This window comes from Lactococcus sp. FSL W8-0209 (genome assembly GCF_038006585.1).
Taxonomy (GTDB): Bacteria; Bacillota; Bacilli; order Lactobacillales; family Streptococcaceae; genus Lactococcus; species Lactococcus lactis.
Map to the genome: position 1 here is coordinate 2,042,385 of NZ_JBBOVN010000001.1, position 17,785 is coordinate 2,060,169.

General features: G+C 36.6%; 17 protein-coding genes. 2 read left to right on the top strand and 15 right to left on the bottom strand.

The genetic code is table 11. The annotated features are described in order from the left end of the window. Positions 1-90 precede the first annotated feature (90 nt). The 4 genes from MKX45_RS10110 to MKX45_RS10125 form a co-directional block, all read right to left on the bottom strand. Positions 91-1,014: a DMT family transporter gene (locus tag MKX45_RS10110; protein WP_057720177.1), complete on the bottom strand. Its 924-nt coding sequence runs from the start codon at positions 1,012-1,014 to the stop codon at positions 91-93. Positions 1,015-1,124: 110 nt separating this feature from the next. Continuing rightward, positions 1,125-2,195 (bottom strand): 3-dehydroquinate synthase, encoded by a 1,071-nt coding sequence (gene aroB / locus MKX45_RS10115; RefSeq protein WP_057720179.1) that lies wholly within the window; start codon positions 2,193-2,195, stop codon positions 1,125-1,127. Next, complete coding sequence (locus MKX45_RS10120; protein WP_057720181.1) at positions 2,192-3,052, bottom strand: shikimate dehydrogenase; 861 nt, start codon at positions 3,050-3,052, stop codon at positions 2,192-2,194. The genes aroB and MKX45_RS10120 overlap by 4 nt, the downstream gene beginning before the upstream one ends. 166 nt (positions 3,053-3,218) lie before the next feature. After that, positions 3,219-3,875, bottom strand: coding sequence for a VTT domain-containing protein (locus MKX45_RS10125; RefSeq protein ID WP_340817156.1), 657 nt, complete (start codon positions 3,873-3,875; stop codon positions 3,219-3,221). Between the two features lie 380 nt (positions 3,876-4,255). Between MKX45_RS10125 and MKX45_RS10130 the strand changes: the two genes are divergently transcribed. Next, positions 4,256-6,400 carry an amino acid ABC transporter substrate-binding protein/permease gene (locus MKX45_RS10130; RefSeq protein ID WP_340817157.1) on the top strand — a complete coding sequence of 715 codons (2,145 nt, stop codon included), beginning with the start codon at positions 4,256-4,258 and terminating at the stop codon, positions 6,398-6,400. A gap of 15 nt (positions 6,401-6,415) precedes the next feature. Then, positions 6,416-7,159, top strand: coding sequence for an amino acid ABC transporter ATP-binding protein (locus MKX45_RS10135; RefSeq protein WP_003132766.1), 744 nt, complete (start codon positions 6,416-6,418; stop codon positions 7,157-7,159). 75 nt (positions 7,160-7,234) lie between these two features. Here the strand turns inward: MKX45_RS10135 and MKX45_RS10140 are convergent, their stop codons facing one another. From MKX45_RS10140 to MKX45_RS10190, 11 genes are all read right to left on the bottom strand, one after another. Further along, on the bottom strand, positions 7,235-9,181 hold the full coding sequence (locus tag MKX45_RS10140) for a hypothetical protein (protein ID WP_336270280.1): 1,947 nt from the start codon (positions 9,179-9,181) through the stop codon (positions 7,235-7,237). Then, a complete protein-coding gene (locus MKX45_RS10145; protein WP_340817159.1) occupies positions 9,182-9,829 on the bottom strand; it encodes a hypothetical protein in 648 nt (215 codons plus the stop codon). 116 nt (positions 9,830-9,945) lie between these two features. After that, positions 9,946-10,371: a F0F1 ATP synthase subunit epsilon gene (locus tag MKX45_RS10150; RefSeq protein ID WP_015426932.1), complete on the bottom strand. Its 426-nt coding sequence runs from the start codon at positions 10,369-10,371 to the stop codon at positions 9,946-9,948. 184 nt (positions 10,372-10,555) lie between these two features. Next, positions 10,556-11,965: a F0F1 ATP synthase subunit beta gene (atpD, locus tag MKX45_RS10155; protein ID WP_021469102.1), complete on the bottom strand. Its 1,410-nt coding sequence runs from the start codon at positions 11,963-11,965 to the stop codon at positions 10,556-10,558. Between the two features lie 132 nt (positions 11,966-12,097). After that, positions 12,098-12,967: a F0F1 ATP synthase subunit gamma gene (locus MKX45_RS10160; RefSeq protein ID WP_128267526.1), complete on the bottom strand. Its 870-nt coding sequence runs from the start codon at positions 12,965-12,967 to the stop codon at positions 12,098-12,100. A 15-nt stretch (positions 12,968-12,982) separates the two neighbouring features. Continuing rightward, positions 12,983-14,485: a F0F1 ATP synthase subunit alpha gene (gene atpA, locus MKX45_RS10165; RefSeq protein ID WP_004255265.1), complete on the bottom strand. Its 1,503-nt coding sequence runs from the start codon at positions 14,483-14,485 to the stop codon at positions 12,983-12,985. Between the two features lie 186 nt (positions 14,486-14,671). Beyond that, entirely contained in the window at positions 14,672-15,199 is a 528-nt protein-coding gene (locus tag MKX45_RS10170; protein WP_340817161.1) for a F0F1 ATP synthase subunit delta, read from the bottom strand. 1 nt (position 15,200) lies between these two features. Next, positions 15,201-15,707, bottom strand: a complete 507-nt coding sequence (gene atpF, locus MKX45_RS10175) for a F0F1 ATP synthase subunit B (RefSeq protein WP_128267525.1) — start codon at positions 15,705-15,707, stop codon at positions 15,201-15,203. Between the two features lie 14 nt (positions 15,708-15,721). Continuing rightward, complete coding sequence (gene atpB, locus MKX45_RS10180) at positions 15,722-16,435, bottom strand: F0F1 ATP synthase subunit A (protein WP_004255255.1); 714 nt, start codon at positions 16,433-16,435, stop codon at positions 15,722-15,724. Between the two features lie 44 nt (positions 16,436-16,479). Continuing rightward, entirely contained in the window at positions 16,480-16,695 is a 216-nt protein-coding gene (locus MKX45_RS10185; protein WP_004255250.1) for a F0F1 ATP synthase subunit C, read from the bottom strand. A gap of 184 nt (positions 16,696-16,879) precedes the next feature. Further along, positions 16,880-17,656, bottom strand: a complete 777-nt coding sequence (locus tag MKX45_RS10190) for an alpha/beta hydrolase (protein WP_015426937.1) — start codon at positions 17,654-17,656, stop codon at positions 16,880-16,882. Positions 17,657-17,785 lie beyond the last annotated feature (129 nt).

Genomic DNA, 17,785 nt, shown 5'->3' on the forward strand with positions numbered 1-17,785 from the left:
TTTCTAAGTTCTTTTATAGGTATTACTGCTTAGTGAACACGCAGACGGAAGGTAGTGAGCGTGAAGCCCTGTTCCATATTACTAGCTACTTTATAAAAATTTAATGAATATTATTCCGGTCAGCATAATTATAATCCCAACAATTTGCCAAATTTGAATGCCATATTTACTTGAGCGCCACCAACCAAATTGTTGAACCAACATACTGCCTAAAATTTGTCCAATCAAGCCCATCATAATTGTCAACCCTGCACCAATTTGCGGAACAGCAACGACTGTTGCAAAAACGAATGAGGCTCCTAAAAATCCACCAATTCCATTCCAAGGTTTTGCTTTTTTTAATTCTGAAATTTTTGGCAAACGGCGGTCAATAAAAAGCGACACGATAAAAATAGCTAAAAATCCAATGAAGAACGAAACAAAGGCTGCTTGTGCAGTGTTTTCAAGTAAAACTCCCAATCGGCCATTAATTGCTTGTTGAGCAGCTGACATTGCCCCAACGATGACCGCCCAAATTCGCCAGCCTAGTAAGTTAGTTTGGTGCGTTTCTGCTTCTTTTTCTTTTAAATTAGGAAGAACAACCGCGACAATAACCCCAGCTAAAGTAATGATAATTCCCAAAAAGCGCATCAGAGTCATCGGAAGTTGCATGGCATGAAACCAGCCAAATGAATCAATAAGTGTCCCCATCAATATTTGACCCAAAATAGGTAAAATCACTGTTTGGACAGCTCCTAATCTTGGAAAAAGTAAAACATTAGATGTTAGGAAAATCCCACCAAGAACCCCACCAATCCATATCCATGCTGGGTGTGAGCCAACAAATTGAAAACTAGGAAAAAGTGTTTGACTTGTCACTAAAGTGATAATTCCTAAAAAAATCGAACCAACAAAGTTGGAAATTCCAGAGGCCAAAAATGGTGAGCCAACTATTTTTCGTAAATCCGCATTGATTGGATTTTGATTAGCAAGTAAAAAACCGCCAACTAAAGCAAAAGCTAGGTAAATATACATCGTTTCTCCTTTAAATAAGTGTTTTTACAGCTTTTATAAAAGCTGGGAGTTTTTTAATGCTACCACATTTTTGTAATTTTTAGATAGGGTTTCTCTTAGAATAACTCAAGTTATTTTTGGAGATAATCTTTCATTTCTTCAAAAGTCACTTCATTAATTTTAGCGGTGCCAATTTCAGGAACAATAACGGTTTTGATGATTCTTCCTCGTGCTTTTTTATCATGAGTTAAGGCTTTAAATAAAAGCTCTTCATCCCAAGGTTGATATTCGTCAGGTAAACCAAATTTTTTGACCATCTTTCGGATCTGGTCAGTAATCCCTTTGGGCATAAGACCTTTGAGTTCGGCAATTTTACTGATTTGAACCATTCCAATAGCAACTGCTTCACCATGCATCACTTTGCCATAGCCTGCAGTATTTTCAACAGCATGTCCAATTGTATGACCAAAGTTCAAATAGAGCCGTACACCATTGTCTAATTCATCATCAACAACCACTTTTCGTTTTACTTCACAAGACCGATAGATAATTTCTTCAATCTTATCAAGCTTTTCTACCAAATTATCCGCTGACAAGTCTGTCAGTAAATTCCAGAGGTCTTTGTCAGCAATTAGGGCGCACTTGATGACCTCCCCCAGTCCTTCACGAAATTCTCTTTGACCGAGCGTTTGCAGAACTTCTGGGTCAATTAAAACCCCGTCAGGTTGTGTAAAAGTCCCAATCATATTTTTAGCCATTTTGGAATTAATTCCTGTTTTTCCACCAATAGAACTATCCACTTGGGCGGTCAAACTTGTTGGAATTTGTAAGAAATGGATACCACGCATGTAAGTAGAGGCTACAAAACCAGCTAAATCACCTGTTACTCCACCACCAAGTGCAATAATTCCGTCAGAACGAGTCAATCCAAATTCGGCACAAAAGTTCCAAGCATTTTCGGCTGTCAGTAAATTTTTACTGGCTTCTCCTTCCGGAAATTCAAAAGTTGCCACTTCAAAACCTACTTTTTCAAGTTGGTCAACAACTTTTTGACCATAAAGTCCATTGACATGATTATCAGAAATCAAAACAATTTTCTGCTTCTTCCACAATGAAGAAACCCAAGTTCCAATATTAGCCAAGGCCCCATTTTCGATGATGACATCATAGGGATGTTCTGGTAAATTCACATTTAATTTCATGCTTCTTTCTCCATTTCTAATGTAATTTCTGCAACAGGCATTTTTTTACCTGTCCATAAATAAAAGCTTTCCGCCGCCTGTCCAATGAGCATGCCAAGTCCATTTTCAGTTTGAGCTCCTTGCTCTTTTGCCCAACGTAAAAATGGTGTTTCTCTTACTTTATAAATAGCATCTACCACCAAAAGTTTTTCAGGAAGAACTAAGTTCTTTTCCAGCGGCAAAGATTCTCCATCCATTCCGACTGAGGTTGCATTTACTAATAAATCGGTCTGTTTCAACTCTTTTTGTAATCTATCAGCTTCAGATAAGTCTGTCAGTAAAATTTCAATCCCTGTTTTTACTGACAGCTTTTCCAATTTCTCTTTTAGCGGAATATATGAGGCCGATTTTCTTGCTGCGACCACAATTTTTTTAGCTCCAGACAAAGCCGCCTGAGCAATAATTGCAATTGCTGCACCCCCTCCACCAAGAATAAGCATTTGTTTATTTTGGATATTGAAATGATATTTTTCTAAACTATTGAAAAATCCTATACCATCTGTGTTATGTCCAATTAATTTCCCTGATTGATTAACTACCGTATTAACAGCTCCAATTAATTCAGCTGCCGGACTCAATTCATCCATGAATTTGATGATTTCGCCTTTATAAGGCATTGAAATATTAAGTCCATACATGTCCAAAGTACGAACATTTTCCACAATAGCTGGCAATTTTTCCGCCTCAACTTCCCATGCTAAATAAACACCATTTTCATTCGTTAAATCAAAAGCCAGATTATGAATAAAAGGTGACAAGCTGTGTTTAATTGGGTTTGCTACAACAGCAGCCATACGAGTGTAGCCGTTAATGTTCATAAAAATTCTCCAAAATTACTGATGAAACTACTAATATATCCATATTTGCGCAAGACGCAAAAGGCTCAGCTATACTAGCGTCTTTGTCAGTAAATTCTATTGTCATTGACATATCAATCGATAAAAAAAGGACTGACAGTTTTGTAAGTCCTATTTTATCATAAAGTTAAGCTTCCTTGCGACTTCCAAGAACGCGTTTCAAAATGCCAATAATTGCCGGTAGTAGTGACACAAAGACAATGGCAATCATGATGATTTCAAAATGTTTTTTAACAAAAGGAATTCCACCAAATAAATAGCCTGCACCTAAGGCAACAATAACCCAAACAAAACCACCGATGAAGTTAAAGAAAATAAACTTTTTATGTGGCATTTTACCAGCACCAGCTGTAAATGGAACAATCGTCCGAATGATTGGCATGAATCGCCCTAAGAAAATGGCCCAAGAACCCCATTTTTCAAAAAATTGATGAGCTTCTTCCATGTATTCTGGTTTCAAGAAGCGAGAAAGCCATTTATGTTTTGGAATGACATCCCCAAATCTTCGACCAATTTCATAATTTAACAGATTAGCAATGAAGGCAATAATCCCCATCACCAAAATCAATAAGCCAATGGATAATTTTCCGTTTGACATTGCTGCCAAAGAACCAACAAAAAATAAAATTGAATCCCCAGGCAAGAAGGGGAAAATCACTAATCCTGTTTCAATAAATATAATCGCCCCTAAAACAACATATATCCAAATATGACCATTAGGCATCTGGGCAAAATTAGCCATCCAATCATTAAAGAAACCAAAAATCGAAAGTTGTACAAACATAATATTCCTTTTCAAAAGTTAAAAATTCTTACAATAGTTCTGTTTACTTAAATAGAATACATACATAAGGAATTCATTCAAGCACTCGTTCAATTTTACAACAAAAAGCCCTTTTTGACAATAACAACTTTCTTATAATTTATCAGAGAAATCTCAAATTCAACAGTTACACAATGTCAGAAAACCTAACATCAGCTTGCTTATAAACAAGTTTTGTGGTATAATTTTTCCAGAATAAAATAAACTGAGCTTAGCTCCTAATAAATATAGGAAACTAAAAGAATGTTATTCCAACACTTATTTAGAAGAACATTTTTTTAATTTTCATTTTTTTATATTTAAAAGAAGACAAGCTCAAATCTCATATTCGAGGAGACAAAATGAAGAAATTATTTTTCGCTCTGGCAATGATGATTGCCACTGTTACAGCTTTCCTAGTTGCACCTTCGGTTAAGGCCGAGACAACTGTAAAAATTGCATCCGATAGCTCATACGCTCCATTTGAATTTCAAAATGGTCAGAAAAAATGGGTAGGGATTGATGTTGATATCATGCAAGAAGTTGCTAAAATCAATGACTGGAAATTAGAAATGTCATATCCTGGTTTTGATGCAGCTCTCCAAAACCTTAAAGCTGGACAAGTAGATGGTGTAATTGCAGGAATGACAATCACTGACGAACGTAAAGAAACTTTTGATTTTTCAAATCCTTACTATACATCAGCATTAACCATTGCTACAACTAAAGACTCTAAACTTTCTGATTACAGTGATCTTAAAGGTAAAGCAGTTGGAGCAAAAAATGGGACTGCTGCACAGACATGGCTTCAAGAAAATCAAAAGAAATACGGTTACACAATCAAAACCTATTCTGACGGTGTTCATATGTTTGCCGCTCTAAGCTCTGGTAATATTGCTGGAGCAATGGACGAAGTTCCAGTTATTTCTTACGCTATGAAACAAGGGCAAGATTTAGCAATGAACTTCCCATCAATCTCCCTTCCAGGAGGTTATGGTTTTGCCGTAATGAAAGGCAAAAATTCAACACTCGTTGATGGTTTCAATAAAGCACTCGCTGAAATGAAATCAAACGGAGATTATGATAAAATCCTCAAAAAATATGGGATTACTGCCACTAAAAAAGCAACACCTAAAAAAGATGTTTACACCATTGCTTCAGATAATAGCTTCGCTCCATTTGAATTCCAAAATGATAATAAACAATTCACTGGTATCGACGTTGACTTGCTTAACGCTATTGCTAAAAACCAAGGTTTCAAACTAAAATGGAATTTCATTGGTTTCCAAGCAGCTGTTGACTCTGTTCAATCTGGACATGCTGACGGAATGATGTCAGGAATGTCAATCACTGATGCTCGTAAACAAGTTTTCGATTATGGTAGTCCTTACTATTCTTCAAACTTAACTATTGCCACATCAAGTACAGATGACTCTATCAAGTCATGGAAAGACCTTAAAGGTAAAACACTTGGTGCTAAAAACGGAACTGCTTCTTTTGATTATCTTAATGCCCATGCAAAAGAATATGGCTACACTGTAAAAACTTTCACTGATGCAACAACCATGTATTCATCATTGAATAACGGTTCTATCAATGCTCTAATGGATGACGAACCCGTCATTAAATACGCCATTAAACAAGGGCAAAAATTTGCCACACCAATTAAGCCAATTCCTGACGGACAATATGGATTCGCTGTTAAAAAAGGAAGCAATCCAGAGTTGATTGAAATGTTTAACAATGGTTTAGCAAATCTCCGTGCCAATGGTGAATATGATAAAATCATTGATAAATATTTAGCTAGTGATGCTAAAACAATCCAATCAAGTGCAAAAGAAAATACTTTCTTTGGTATTTTAAAAAATAACTGGGAACAAATTGGCCGTGGTTTACTCGTTACACTTGAACTTGCCATTCTCTCATTTATCTTAGCAATGATCGTCGGAATTATCTTTGGACTCTTCTCAGTAGCTCCAAGCAAGATTCTTCGTACAATTGCACGCATTTATGTTGACCTTAACCGTTCAATTCCGCTTTTAGTGTTAACAATCTTTATCTTCTACGGAATTCCTAACTTGTTACAAATCATTACGGGCCATCAATCACCACTTAATGAATTTACAGCGGGTGTTATCGCCCTTACTTTGAACTCTTCTGCTTATATTGCAGAAATCGTTCGTTCTGGTGTTCAAGCTGTACCTTCTGGACAAATGGAAGCCAGTCGTTCACTCGGTGTGACTTACCTGACATCAATGCGCAAAGTTATCTTACCTCAAGCCATTAAAATTACAATCCCTAGTTTGATTAACCAATTCATCATCACATTGAAAGATACAACATTAGTTTCAGTTATCGGACTTGTTGAATTGCTCCAAACAGGTCAAATTATTGTAGCACGTAACTTCCAAGCCTTCCGTGTTTATGGATTAATTGGTTTAGTTTACATGATTGTCCTCCTCTTCTTGATGTGGATTGGACGTCGTGTAGAAAAAAGAATGAAATAAGGAGAACATACTAATATGGGAATCAATACTCAAATCGAAGTCACTGATCTTCACAAATCTTTTGGAAAAAACGAAGTTCTAAAAGGAATTACAACAAAATTTGAAAAAGGTGATGTAGTCTGCATCATTGGCCCTTCAGGTTCTGGAAAATCAACTTTTCTTAGAGCTTTAAATGGGCTTGAAACAGCTACTTCTGGCGATATTATTATTGACGGATTTAACCTTACTGATAAAAATACAAATCTTAACCTTGTTCGTCAAAACGTTGGAATGGTTTTCCAACATTTCAATCTTTTCCCAAATATGACTGTGATGCAAAATATTACTTATGCTCCAGTTGAACTGAAAAAGATGTCAAAAGATGATGCAGATAAAAAAGCAATTCAACTTCTTGAAACAGTTGGCTTGTTAGATAAAAAAGATGCAATGCCTGAAATGCTTTCAGGAGGTCAAAAACAACGTGTTGCTATTGCCCGTGCCCTCGCAATGAATCCTGACGTTATGCTCTTTGACGAGCCAACCTCAGCACTTGACCCTGAAATGGTTGGTGACGTTCTAGCCGTTATGCAAAAATTGGCCGAAGAAGGAATGACAATGCTTATTGTTACTCACGAAATGGGCTTTGCACGTAAAGTTGCTAACCGCGTAATCTTTACGGATGGTGGAGTTATCTTGGAAGATGGTACACCAGAAGAACTCTTTGATAGCCCAAAACATCCCCGTTTACAAGACTTCTTATCAAAAGTTTTGAATGCATAAATAAAATAAAAAAGCACCTCAGGGTGCTTTTTTTATATTCAATTTAGTTTAGTAAGATGAAATTTACTCACTTATCTAAAATTTACCTAGCTTACCAAAATGTTGAATCATCATTTTTAAAGCTCGTAAAATCCCATAAGCTGAGACAGTACCAGTAGCAAGTCCAGCTGCACCTGCAATTCTCATTTTAAGAATGTGTGCTTCTTGGTTGATTTCACTTGTAACTGATGGGCTAGCTATCACTTTTTCCGCCGTAGAAAATGATGGAGTTGGTGGTGCTAAGGGAACTTTTATTTCTTTTTTAGGTATGACTTTATTTTCTGAATGAGCTTGTTCGACTTCTTTTTTCTTCTCTACTGAGCTTTCTTTTTCTTTACTTGCTGGTGGAGGAGTGGTAGTTGAAGAAACTATTTTATCTTCATTATTTTTTTCATTATCCGTTTTGTCCGCAGTTTTTTCTGAAGATTGAGTTGACGAGCTACTATTATCTCCACCATCAGAAGGAGGAATTGGTACTATTCCTTCTTCCTTATAAGAGACATCGATTGAAATGACTGAACTGTCATATTTTCCAACTAAAATATTATCTTTTAATAAAGAAGCAATTTCATCAGGACTTTGGGCAAGACTGATACTAGTGTCCATCCGCCAATCTCTTTTAGTAATTGTGATGATAGCATGATAAATTTTTCCATTAAAAATCAATTTTTTCTCAATTGGAAGCTGATAAGTTGCCCCATAAAGTCCAGAGAAATCCTCTATTTTAATTTCGCCATTTGGCTCATGAACAGTTAATTTTAAACTGCTTTTATTTGCTGAAACAATTATTCTAAAAGTTTTTGGGTTACTTCCGGATTGCTTTTCAAGTGCTTCTGTTGGGCTTGAATAAACTTTACCATTCTCATCTATAACTTCTGAAATTGAATAACCGTAGGGAAGCTTAGATGAAACTGAATCCCCTTTTTCAACTATTTGCGACGGAGGAAGCGCCTCAGATTGATCTGGTGTATCTTTTGCATATTCATAATTAAAAGTATATTTGGCAGGAAGAGGGTCAGCATTATAGTAGAGATTAACCACATTCTCTTCTGGATTTTCTTTTACTTTAATTGGTGTTCCATGGTCAAAGGAATAACCTGTAATCGGGGGAGCAACACACCAATAAATTCCCATTTTGAACTGTTTTGTACTTTTATTAGCAAAAGAAATAATCCAAACATAATCGCCAACATTGACGTCTACATTTTTAGAAGGACTAATCGATTCACCGCTATCAGAATCAAGGTAATTTATTGTTACTTGACTCTTATCCCTTTTATAATAAAGATTTATGACATTATTTGCTGGATTATCAGTGACAAGTAAGGGTGATGATTGACTACTGGACTGATAAGTATAATTAGCAATTTGGGGAATTTGGTACATATGGTAGACATTACTTAACGACTGATTCGCCATTGCACCAAAATCAACTGCCCATACATATTCACCAACATTAACGGTCATTGTTTCTGAATCTTGAACTTTAGAGGACTGATTTTCTGAATTAAAGAAATTAATCGTTACCTGACTCTGTTGTTTATCATTCTTATAATAAAGATTTATAACATTATTTGCTGGATTATCAGTGACAAGTAAGGGTGATGATTGATTACTAGACTGATAAGTATAATTAGCAATTTGAGGAATTTGGTACATATGATAGACATTTTTTAATGATTGATCTGCCGTATCACCCAAATTAACGGGCCAAACATACTCACCAACATTAACGGTCATTGTTTCTGAACTTTGGACTTTAGAGTTGCGATTCACCGAATCATAAAAATTAATTGTTACTGTTTCTTTTTCAGCAACATCAGTTATCGTATCCGCAGCAACTCTATTTTCAATTTTTACATTTCCATGACTTAGAGAGTCAGAGTTAAATTTTATATTCGGAAAAAATCCAACAACAAAAATTACTAAAAGTAGTCCAAAAATTACATTTTTTTCTCTAATTATTAATTTAATTTTTTTCATTTAACTCCTTTCTTCTTTGTCATTTCTAATCAAGGTCCATGCTCTTGTGATAGTATTATTTTCAGTCTTAATTAAAGAATGGACATGTGAATCACGCGATTCTAATTCTAATAAATCAATGGCTTCTTTTAAGCTACTGACTTCCCCTGCTTCCAAACAATCTATAATGTAATTAAGACTTTTTGTATTCATATAATCGCTCGGCAGTTTTGAATCTTTTATCATTTCACTGTCCAAAACTCTTTGAATCTGATCAACTATCTCTTTTTGTTTTCTTAAATATTTCTTTTTAAATAACCGTGCAATATCTTTTCTTCCAGCCGGTAAAAAATTTCGTTGCCAAAGCCAAGTCAATCCTAATCTGGCACCATAACCCAAAACTAAAGAGAGAAAAGTAATTGCAGACATTCTAAAAAACAGGTCAACAGGCCCTGTCGCTGGAATCAGATTACTAAAAAATACTGTCTTGTCTGGCATGAAATAAACAATCATTCCAATTGAAACTAGAATATCTAAAATCGATGCCTGACGCGCTATCTGGTCTGTTATTTTTTGCCGATAATCCTCTCTTAATTCTTCTGAACTTTTTAAAAGTCCTTCTAAATTTTCTAGGATATCAAACAGATCTCGACAATAATCAAGAATCACATTCTCCCTCACTTATTTCTTAGATTCTCAAATCATTACTGTTTATAATTTTAACATTAATGTCTTTTTTTTTGCAATATTTTAATCTGAGATAAAAAAACACCCGTAGGTGCTTTTTATCTATGAGACGAAACATTCAACCGGTTAAGCGCTCGGTGGAGTGCTACTTCCGCTCTATTTATTTCATCTGATTTCTTCTCAGCTTTAGCAACTTCAAGTGCTTTTTCAGCTCGAATTTTTGCACGTTCCGCACGCGAAACATCAATATCGCGATTACGTTCAGCGGAGTCCGCAACAATTGTTACAAGACTATCTCTAATTTCGATAATTCCACCATTAACTGCAATATAATCCACGTGTGTTTCATCATCTGGACGACGAACTTTAAGTTCATCAATTTCAAGTCCAGCAATAGTTGAAATCATATTTGGCAAAATACCAATTTCACCATTCGTAGTTCGAGCAGTAATGTAATTTGCATGGTGATCGTAAATCATACCAGCAGGGGTAATTACTTGAAGTGTCATGACGTTTTCAGACATTCGATTCCTCCAATTTTTTCTATGAAAATTTAAATTACAAAGATAAAAAATACTTTTCTAAAAACAAAACTCTAACAGTCACTCAAATTTTACAATTCAATCAACTTTTACTGACAAAATTTATTGTCAGTAATTTTTTTAGGCAATAGAGTATTTTCACTTTCTCAATTCATCAGAAATCGAATTAATAACCCATTGATTTTGCTTTTTCGAGTACATCTTCAATTGGACCTACACCACGGAAAGCATCTTCAGGGATTTCGTCATATTTACCTTCCAAAATTTCTTTGAAGTCATGGACAGTTTTGTCAATTGGTACATATGAACCAGGTTGACCAGTAAATTGTTCCGCAACGTGGAAGTTTTGTGAAAGGAAGAATTGGATACGACGTGCACGTCCAACGAGAATTTTTTCATCGTCAGACAATTCATCCATACCAAGAATGGCAATAATATCTTGCAATTCTTTATAACGTTGGAGGACACGTTGAACTTCCATTGCCACTTCATAGTGTTCTTCACCAACAATTTCAGGTGTAAGCGCACGTGATGATGAAGCAAGTGGGTCAACGGCTGGATAAATACCCATTTGTGTCAAACGACGTTCCAAGTTAGTTGTTGCATCCAAGTGAGCGAAGGCTGTAGCTGGCGCTGGGTCAGTATAGTCATCGGCAGGGACATAAATCGCTTGGATAGATGTAACAGAACCCTTCTTAGTAGAAGTGATACGTTCTTGCAATTGCCCCATTTCAGTAGCAAGTGTTGGTTGGTAACCAACGGCAGAAGGCATACGTCCCAAAAGGGCAGAAACTTCTGAACCAGCTTGTGTGAAACGGAAGATGTTGTCAATGAAAAGCAATACGTCTTGACCTTGAACATCACGGAAATATTCCGCAATTGTCAAACCAGTAAGGGCAACACGCATACGTGCTCCTGGTGGTTCATTCATTTGACCAAAGACCATGGCAGTTTTTTCAATAACGCCTGATTCTTTCATTTCCCAGTAAAGGTCATTCCCTTCACGAGTACGTTCCCCAACACCAGTAAACACAGAAATACCTCCGTGTTCTTGGGCGATGTTGTGAATCAATTCTTGAATAAGGACGGTTTTACCAACTCCGGCACCACCGAAAAGTCCAACTTTACCACCTTTAAGGTAAGGTGCAAGCAAATCGACAACTTTAATCCCAGTTACAAGAACTTCATTTGCAGTTGACAATTCGTCAAATGTTGGAGCTTTTTTATGGATAGGATTACGTTCTGCATCAGCAGCAAATTCTTCCCCACCGTCAATAACATCACCAAGGACGTTAAAAACACGACCAAGAGTAGCTTCCCCAACAGGAACGCTGACTGCTTTACCTGTATCAAGGACTTCAAGTCCACGAGTCAAGCCATCAGTAGATTCCATAGCGATTGTACGAACTGCACCATCACCAAGTTCCAAAGCAACTTCAAGAGTAATTTTTGTTTTTAGGCCATTGACATCTTTGTAGACAATCAAGGCATTGTTAATCTCAGGCAATTTGGCATCAGAACCAAATTCCACGTCAACGACGGGACCGATAACCTGAGTAATTTTACCAGAACTCAATGTTTTTCCTCCTGTTTTTATTTTCTGTCAAAGAACAGAATTTCTATTCATTTTTATGTTTGTCAGTAAAAATTTTACTGACAAAAACAATTAAGATTCAAAGCCATCACTGACACAATTTCTATCAGTAAATTAAAGCGCTGAGGCTCCTGCAACGATTTCCGTAATTTCTTGCGTAATCGATGCTTGACGAGCACGGTTGTATTGAATAGTCAAATCATTGATAACAGAGTGAGCATTATCAGTTGCAGTACGCATTGCTGTCATACCTGCAGCATGTTCTGCTGTCTTAGCATCAACGATTGAACCATAAATCATACTTTCAGCGTATTGTGGCAACAATTGGTTTAAGATTGTTTCACGATCTGGTTCTAATTCAAATATTTCAAGAGATGGTTTTTGTTGACCTGATTCTTCAAAAGAAATAGGCAGCATTTTTTCCATACGTGCATCACTTACCAATGAGTTCACATGGTGATTATAGCAAACATAGAGTTCATCGAATTCTTCTGCTTGATATTCAGTTACCGCTTCTGTAACAATCGCTCTAACTTCTTCAAAAGTTGGTTGGTCTGAAAGACCACGAAGGGCATAAGAAACTTTAACATTGCGTGCTTTGAAGAAATCTGCTCCAGTACCGCCAAGTGCAAGAATAGTGTATTCACTTTCGTTAGCATGACGTTTACGGATAGTATTCATGACAGATTTCAAAATATTTGAATTATAGCCACCGACAAGTCCACGATCCGAAGTAATTACAAGATAGCCAGTTTTTTTGACTTCTCTTTTTATCATCATTGGATTCTTTGCTGGCTCTTTGTCTGAGGAAACTAAATCAGTTGTAATTTTACGAACTTTCTCAGCATAAATTTGAAATGCTTTGGCATGAGATTCAGCTTTTTGAAGTTTCGCAGCGGAAACCATTTGCATGGCTCCAGTTATTTGACTTGTTTTCTTCGTTGAGGCAATCTTAGTTTTTATTTCATTAAGTGAAGCTCCCATTAGTTAGCCTCCTTATTAATAATTCGTTGTATTTTTGAATGCTTTAATTGCTTCGTCGAGTTTTGCTTCTTCTGGCAAATCTTTAGTTTCAGTAATCACGTTCAAGAGTTCTGCATAATTTGCATCGAAGAAATCGAACATTTTTGTTTCAAAATCAAGAACATCATCAACTGGAACATCATCAAGATGACCATGAGTCAATGCATAAAGAATTAAAACTTGTTTTTCAACAGCCAATGGTTTGTGCAATGGTTGTTTCAAAACTTCAACGGTACGACGACCACGATTCAATTTTGCTTGAGTCGCTTCATCAAGATCGGAACCAAATTGAGTAAAGGCTTCAAGTTCACGGAATGACGCAAGGTCAAGACGCAAAGTACCAGCAACTTTCTTCATGGCTTTGATTTGTGCAGCACCACCAACCCGAGAAACTGAAGAACCAGCATCGATGGCAGGACGTACACCTGAATAGAATAAGTCATTTTCAAGGAAAATTTGACCGTCAGTAATAGAGATAACGTTTGTTGCAATATAAGCTGAGATATCTCCGGCTTGTGTTTCAATGAATGGCAATGCAGTCATTGAACCACCACCAAGATCGTCAGATAATTTGGCAGCACGTTCCAAAAGACGTGAATGTAAGTAGAATACGTCACCTGGGTATGCTTCACGACCTGGTGGACGGCGGAGCAAGAGTGAAAGTTCACGATAAGCAACCGCTTGTTTTGATAAATCATCATAAACAACTAAGACGTGTTTACCGTTGTACATGAATTCTTCACCCATTGCAGCTCCAGCATAAGGAGCGATGTAAAGAAGTGGTGAAGGTTGAGAAGCTGACGCAGTTACGACGATTGTATAATCCATCGCACCGAGTTTGCGGAGCGTTTCAACTTGTGTACGAACAGTTGATTCTTTTTGTCCAATCGCAACATAGATACAGATCATATCTTGACCCTTTTGGTTCAAGATTGCATCAATAGCGACTGATGTTTTACCTGTTTGACGGTCTCCGATAATCAATTCACGTTGTCCGCGCCCAATTGGAACGAGGGCATCAATCGCTTTAAGACCAGTTTGCAATGGTTCAGAGACTGATTTACGTTGCATAACACCAGGAGCTTTTGCTTCAACAGGACGAGTTTTACCAGTATTAAGTTCTCCAAGTCCATCAACAGGTTGTCCAAGTGGATTTACAACACGTCCGATGAGTTCTTCACCAACTTGGATTTCCATGATTTTACCTGTACGTTTTACAGTGTCACCTTCACGAATTGAGAGGAAATCACCAAGTACGATAATACCAACGTCTGTCGCATCCAAGTTTTGCGCCATACCAAGGACACCATTTGAAAACTCAACAAGCTCACCGCTCATCGCATTTTCAAGGCCATAGGCACGGGCGATACCGTCACCAACATAGGTAACGACACCAGTTTCAGCAACTTCAAAATCTGGTGTGAAATTTTCAATTTGTTTTTTAATCAGTGAGCTGATTTCATTAGCTTTAATTGCCAAAAATATGCTCCCTTCTAGAAATTTTTACTAGTTCAAGGCTATTTAGCTTTAAACTGCAGTTATACCGTTTAAGCATGATAGGTAAGATTTGAAATCACCTTTACATGTTCTCAAAAGTTTAACAGTATGAGTTTGAAAAATTTTCCACTGAGTTTTGAGCAGAGAAAGAAAATTTTCCTATCCTGATTAGAGGATTTCAGCGGCGATTTTAGCCAATTGTGTTTTTAGTGAGGCGTCAATAATTTTTCCACGAGAATTCACAATGAATCCACCGATAATTTTTTCATTGACTGTGTTAATTACTGTTACTTCATTTAGGTCAAATTTTGCTTTCGCCATAGCTGTAAATTTTTCAATCTGAGCATTTGTCAAAGCAATGCTTGAAACCACCTCAACGTCAGCAATCTTAAACATATCATCTGCTGCATTTTTAGTTTCATCAAGTATTTCACCCAAATCTCCTAAACGACCATTTGAACGAACGGTATTAAGGAAATTTGACATTACTTCTGAAGAAGTTTGAAGTAAAGTATCAATCAATTCAGATTTTGCAGAGAATGAATAAACTTCGCTACTTAAAAAAGCAGCCAAGTTATCTTCTTTGAAAAGTTGAATTATTTCGCTAACTTCAGCAAGAATTGCTTCAAGTTGTCCTTTTTCTTGGGCAACTTCTAGTAAAGCTTTACTGTATTTTTGTGAATTTACTTTTGTCATCTTATTCTCCTAACTTAGCGAGATAAGAGTCGATTAATTCCTGTTGTGCAGAAGCATCTAATGATTGTCCAATAAGCTTTTCAGCAATTTGAACTGAGATGTCCACAACATCGCCTTTAACTGTGTTAAGAGCTTCTTTGCGTTCTTGCTCGATATCTTCTTGCGCACGTTTTTTCAAACTAGTTGCTTCTTCATTTGCTGTTGCAAGTACTTTCGCACGGTTTTGTGAGGCAGTATCGTTTGCAACTTGAATGATTTTAGCAGCTTCTTCTTTTGAACCTGCAAGTTCTGCTTGACGTTGTTTAACCAAGTCAGCAGCTTGTTTGTTGTTCGCTTCTGCTGCATCGATATCATCAGATATTTTTTTCGCACGACTTGCAAAAACACTAGTAATTGCATTCCATGCAAAGAGGCGCAACAATACCAATAAGATAATAAATGCACCAGATACAACGATGATGTTACCGAGAACGGTATTCGGAGCAGCTTCTAATAATAATGTTGACAATTTCTACTCCTTTCTTAATGTTCTGCTATAATTTTGTGGCTAATGTACAAGTTTGTCAAAAGGACAAAGACATAAGCTTGGAGGGCTGAAATGAAAAGTGAAAAGCCAATCCATGCAACTTCAAGAATCCACGCAACTGGAAGCATCCACATGGTTGATTGAATCATACCGGCGATAAGACCAAGCATGATTTCACCCGCGAAGATATTCCCATAAAGCCGTAAACCAAGTGAAAGTGCATTTGTAAATTCTTCCAGAATATTCATTGGAAGAAGACCTTTCGGATCTTTCCAGAAGGCAACTTTGAGGTAACCTTTAAAACCGAATTTTTGTACACCCAGTGTATTTGACATTACAACAACAAGTAGTGCAAGTGTCAAATCGACTGTTGGATTTGCAGTTGGTGATTTCCAAAGGGAAACATCACCTGGCGTACTAATTTTAGTTACTAGCCCAATGCAGTTGGCAATAAGAAGGAAAGAAAAGAGGGTAAAGTTCATGAGCGCAAAGCGTGGTGCTTCATGAGGGCCGACGTTATCTTTGGAAACTCCATTGACAAAATCAACAACCCACTCAAGAACATTTTGTTTACCTTTGGGTTTGAGCTGCATATTGCGGCTCGCCCAGAATACCAGACCGAACACAATGAGGACAGTCACAAAAGTCATTACTGTGATTGTTCCATCAAATGGAATTGGCCCAATATTAAAGGTCCATGTTGATTCCATACCTGTTCTTCCTTTCTGTTTTTAAAATTTTGTTGAGAAAAATTTTAACGGAAAAGGAATGCCATAGCAAGGGCGATGAAGAATGTACCTTCGACGAAGGCGATACCCATGAACATTGAACCACGAAGTTTTCCTTCAAGTTCTGGTTGGCGTGCAACGGCTTGGAGGAAGTTTGAAACGATAAGTCCATCACCGATAGCGGCTCCGAGTGCTGCAAGACCGATAGCAATTGCTCCAAGAGCGGCAAGTGTAATTGTCATTATAGACCTCTTTCTATATTGCGATTTCGCAAATTTATTTTACTAAGAAATTCTACTACTATTCGTAGTTTTTGTCAAAGAGAAGCATGAGAATTTCATCATTTCTCTCATTTTTGTCTTTGTAAGCGTTTGATAGACAAAATTTTTAAATTTTGTACTGAATAAACAGAGAAAATTTTTTAGATTAGCTCAAGCGTTCTTCTTGTTTATAATTTATTGGGAGCCATTTTAATACAGATTCAATTTTTTTAGTCCAATAATACCATTCATGAACGCCGTCTGAGGTTTCATAAGTAATATCGAAACCTAACTTTTTCAACTCGGCTGTCGCGTATTCATTTCCCTGAAAAAGAAAATCTTGTTTACCACACCAAGCGTAAAGTTTGGGTTTGTTTTCTTGTTTTCTATCTGCCAAAGATAAAATTTCATTATCTGACCCTTTAAAAGTTTCCCAATTTCCAAAAATTCCTCCCCAATAAGCTGGATTTTCTTTGAAATTTTCTTCCATTCCATCAAAAGTTAAAACGCCAGACAAACTAGCCGCATAACTAAAATGGTCAGTTCCTAATGCGAGACGATAAGCTCCATATCCTCCCATTGATAAACCAGCGATAAAATTTTTTTCTCTTTTTGTGGATAGATTTGGGAAAAAATTGTTAATTACTTTTGGAAGTTCATGAGCAATCGCATCAAAATAATTCATACCATACGTGGTGTTCACATAAAAACCAAGATCCGTTGAGGGCATGACAATAGCCAAATTAGTATGCCGAATCAATCGTTCAATTCCTGAACGAATTATCCAAGAATTCTCGTTTCCGCTCATTCCATGCAAAAGATAAAGCACCGGAATATCTGTTTGGGTAAAATCTTCCACTTTACTTGATTCAGGATAAATAACATTAACTTTTCGATTCATCCCAAGAACTTCTGAGTAGTATTCGATATTAATTATTGCCATAAAATATCTCCTTAATAAATTTATGTTGTTATCATTTGTTGACAACTTTCTACCTATTAAAAGTGGATTTTCTTCAATCCCTTAATTTTTGAAATTTCCTTTCTCTTTTATTCTGACCTTCTTTCACTT